The sequence below is a fragment of the Rhodococcus chondri genome (genome assembly GCF_036327435.1).
GTDB lineage: Bacteria > Actinomycetota > Actinomycetes > Mycobacteriales > Mycobacteriaceae > Rhodococcus > Rhodococcus chondri.
Map to the genome: position 1 here is coordinate 1 of NZ_JAUZMZ010000281.1, position 3734 is coordinate 3734.

Sequence of the window (3734 nt, forward strand, 5' to 3'; positions counted from 1 at the left end):
GCACACTGCTGGTGGTCGAGGACGATCCCACGATCAATCAGGCCCTGGCCGATCGGCTCACCGCCGAGGGGTTCGGGGTTGTTCGTGCCTTCGACGGGCCGGGCGCCCTTGCCGCGTACCACGAGCACCAGCCCGATCTGGTCGTGCTCGACGTGATGCTGCCCGGATTCGACGGGCTCGAGGTGTGCCGGCGGATCCAGGACCAGCGACCGGTGCCGGTGCTCATGCTCACCGCGAAGGTCGACGAGACCGACGTGCTCGTCGGGCTGGGTGTCGGTGCCGACGACTATCTGACCAAGCCGTTCCGGATGCGCGAGGTCGTCGCGCGCGTCCGGGCACTGCTGCGGCGCGTCGACCGCGCGGCCGAGCTGGCCGCTGCCCGGCAGCCCGCGTTGACGGTCGGCGATCTCGTCCTCGATCGCGCCGCGCGCCGCGTCCAGCTCGCGGGGGTGGAGGTGCACCTGACTCCACTGGAGTTCGACCTGGTCGCCGTCCTCGCCGAGCAGCCGGGCACCGTGCACAGCCGCGAGGCGCTGATGACCGAGGTGTGGGGCTGGACCGATGCCCGCGGGACTCGGACGCTGGACAGTCACGTGAAGTCCCTGCGCGCCAAGATCGGTGCCGCGCGGGTCCGGACGGTGCACGGCGTCGGCTACGCGCTGGAGGCCTGAGCGATGGGCACATCCGCGCGCACCGGCCGTCCGCTCGACGGGGTGTCCTCGATCAAGGTCAAGATCGGTCTGCTGGTCGTCGTGAGCATCGTGGCGGCCGTCGTGGTGCTCCAGGTGGGCGGACGGGCCGGGGTCCCGGGCTGGCTGACCCTGCCGGTGACACTCGCGGTGGCGCTCGGCGTCACCCAGTGGCCGGCCCGGGGCATGACATCACCGCTACGTGAGATGACCTGTGCTGCAGGGAAAATGGCCACCGGCGACTATTCGGTCCGGGTCACCGCGACATCGGCCGACGAGGTGGGCCGCCTGGCGCGGGCGTTCAACACCATGGCCGCCGACCTGGCCACCGCCGACCAGCAGCGCCGGCAGCTCGTGGCCACGGTCTCCCACGAACTGCGCACACCGCTGGCCGCGCAGCGCGCGCTGCTGGAGAACCTCGTCGACGGAGTGGTGCGCCCCGACGACGCCGCCCTGCAGACCGCGCTCGCGCAGTCCGAGCGGCTGAGCGCGCTGGTCGGCGACCTGCTCGACGTCAGCCGCGTCGACGGCGGCGCGGTACCGCTGCATCTCGCGTCGGTGTCCGTGGCCGACCTGCTCGACCGGGCGGTCGCCGAGGCCGCCGTGGGCACACGGACCGTGGTCTTCGAAACCTCCGTCGAACCCAGCGATCTCGTGGTCCGGGCCGACGGCGCCCGGCTGGCGCAGGTGGTGGCGAACCTGCTCGACAATGCAGTGCGCCACAGCCCGCCCGGCGGGATCGTCCGTCTGCGGGCCGAGGTCGAGGAGAACGATCGCTGGTCGCTGGAGGTCACCGACCACGGCCCCGGCATCCCGGCCGGGCAAGTGCGGAAAGTGTTCGCCCGCTTCGGAGTCGGCGACGACAGCAGCGGAGGCACCGGGCTCGGCCTCGCCATCGCCGGCTGGGTCTGCCAGTTGCACGGCGGATCCATCACGGCGCTGCCCCCGGCGGACGGTGGAACCGGTGCCCGGATCCGGGTGATGCTGCCGCGCAACCCTGTCCCCAGGCCGGGCTCGTCCGTCGAGCCGGCATCCACTCCCGCAACCGAGGTGATACCTGTGACCACCACACCACCCGATGTCACTCCAGCCGGGCCTCCGGCGGTACCGCTGCCGTCGTTCGTCGGCACGCTGTTCGGCGAATACTGGCCCGAACGCGGACCGGCTACCGCACCCGTGGCGCTCTACGGTTCGGTCGCGATCGGTGCACTCGCTGCCGCCGCGCTGCCGTACCGCCACATCGGGCTGGGCACCTTCCTGGTGCTGCTCGCCGCAGGAGTCCTGGTGTTCGGGGTATCGATCCACCGCCGCCGACCGTGGACGACGGTGGTCGCGCTGCTCTACGCCGGGCTGGCGTCGATGGCCGTGCTGCGCGCCGCCGAGTGGCTGGTGGTGCTGTCCCTGCTGGCCGCGCTGGTACTCGTCGCCACCGCCCTGACCGACGCCAGGCGCGTGCTGCCGATGCTCGCCGGCGGAGCGGGCTGGGTGCTCGCCGCGATCCGGGGACTGCCGCTGCTGGGCCGCACCCTGGCGGGGACCAGCCGTCACCGACTGCTGTGGCCGGTGCTGCGCACCGCGGTGCTCTCGCTCGTCGCGCTCGTCGTATTCGGAGGGCTGTTCGCGTCCGGGGATGCGGTGTTCGGTTCCTGGGTGGCGCAGATCCTTCCCGACGTGCACCTCGCCGACAGTTTCGTGCTGCGGGCCTTCGTGTGGTTCTTCGTCGGCGGCATCGTGCTCGCGGCGTGCTATCTCGCCCTCAATCCGCCCCGGGTGGACGCCGTGGCGATGCCGCCCACCCGCGCGGTGAGCCGGGCCTGGGAGTGGATGGTTCCCGTCGGGGTCGTCGTCGCGGTGTTCCTGGTGTTCCTCGTGGCTCAGGCCTCGGCGATGTGGGGCGGCCACGAGTTCGTGCGCCGCACCGCCGGAATGAGCTACGCGGACTACGTGCACCAGGGCTTCGCGCAGCTGACCGTCGCGACGGTGCTGACGCTGGCGACCATCGCGCTCGCGGTACGCAAGGCCCCCCGCGACACCGACCGCGACCGGCTGCTGTTGCGCGCGGTGCTGGGAACGCTGTGTGTGCTCACGCTCGTCGTGGTGGCCTCGGCGCTGTTCCGGATGGCGGTCTACCAGCAGGCCTACGGCTTCACGGTGCTGCGCGTGCTGGTCGACGCGTTCGAACTCTGGCTCGGGTTCCTGGTGGTGCTCGTGATGGTGGCCGGGGTGCGCCTGTCCGGATGGTGGCTGCCGCGCGCGGCGCTTGCCTCCGGTGCGGCGTTGCTGCTGGCCATCGGGCTGGCCGATCCCGAGGCCTGGGTGGCCCGGCAGAACATCGAGCGCTACGAGGCCACCGGAAAACTCGACCTCGCGAGCCTGTCGTCGCTGGGTGCGGACGCCACGCCCACGATCGAACGTGACCTGCCCGCCGATTTGGCGCGGTGCGTGATCACCGGGCAGTACCGGCCGGCGGGCGACGACGATCTGCTGGGCTGGAACCTCGGCCGGTCGAGGGCCGCGGACATTCCCGGCTACGGCGACGATGCGGTCCGCGGGGGATGCCCGGCGCAGGTCGGGGAGTGACCGAGCGCCGATCGCCGGTGCCGGCGGCGCGGGTAAGCTCTGTACTCGTGCTTTCTGTCGTCCCGGCCCCCGTCGTCGTGCGGGCTCCCGCCAAGGTCAACCTCCACCTCGAGGTCGGTGACCTGCGCGCGGACGGCTACCACGAGCTGCGCACCGTCTTCCACGCGTTGTCGCTCTACGACGAGGTATCGGTGACACCCGCCGACACGTTGAGCGTGCAGGTGCGCGGGGCGGACGCGGCGGCGGTGCCCACCGACTCGTCGAATCTCGCGTGGCGTGCCGCCGAGATGGTCGCGGCCCGGGCCGCCCGCACTCCGGATGTCGCCATCACGATCGACAAGGGCATCCCGGTCGCGGGCGGGATGGCGGGCGGAAGCGCCGATGCGGCCGCGACCCTCGTCGCCCTCGATGCCCTGTGGGGTCTGGGGGCGAGCCGGGAAGATCTCGACGCACTCGCCGCCGACC

Annotated in this window: 2 protein-coding genes and 2 pseudogenes; all 4 read left to right on the forward strand. The window is 72.1% G+C overall.

The window, feature by feature from the left end; translation table 11 throughout:
* A partial coding sequence (locus tag Q8814_RS24935) for a response regulator transcription factor (protein WP_330154643.1) occupies positions 1-671 on the forward strand: 671 nt, incomplete at its 5' end.
* Positions 672-674: 3 nt separating this feature from the next.
* Positions 675-1682, forward strand: a pseudogene (locus Q8814_RS26585) (HAMP domain-containing sensor histidine kinase); the annotation flags it as partial.
* Between the two features lie 357 nt (positions 1683-2039).
* Positions 2040-3269, forward strand: a pseudogene (locus Q8814_RS26590) (DUF4153 domain-containing protein); the annotation flags it as partial.
* Between the two features lie 47 nt (positions 3270-3316).
* On the forward strand, positions 3317-3734 hold a 418-nt coding region (locus Q8814_RS24945), incomplete at its 3' end, for a GHMP family kinase ATP-binding protein (protein WP_456239120.1).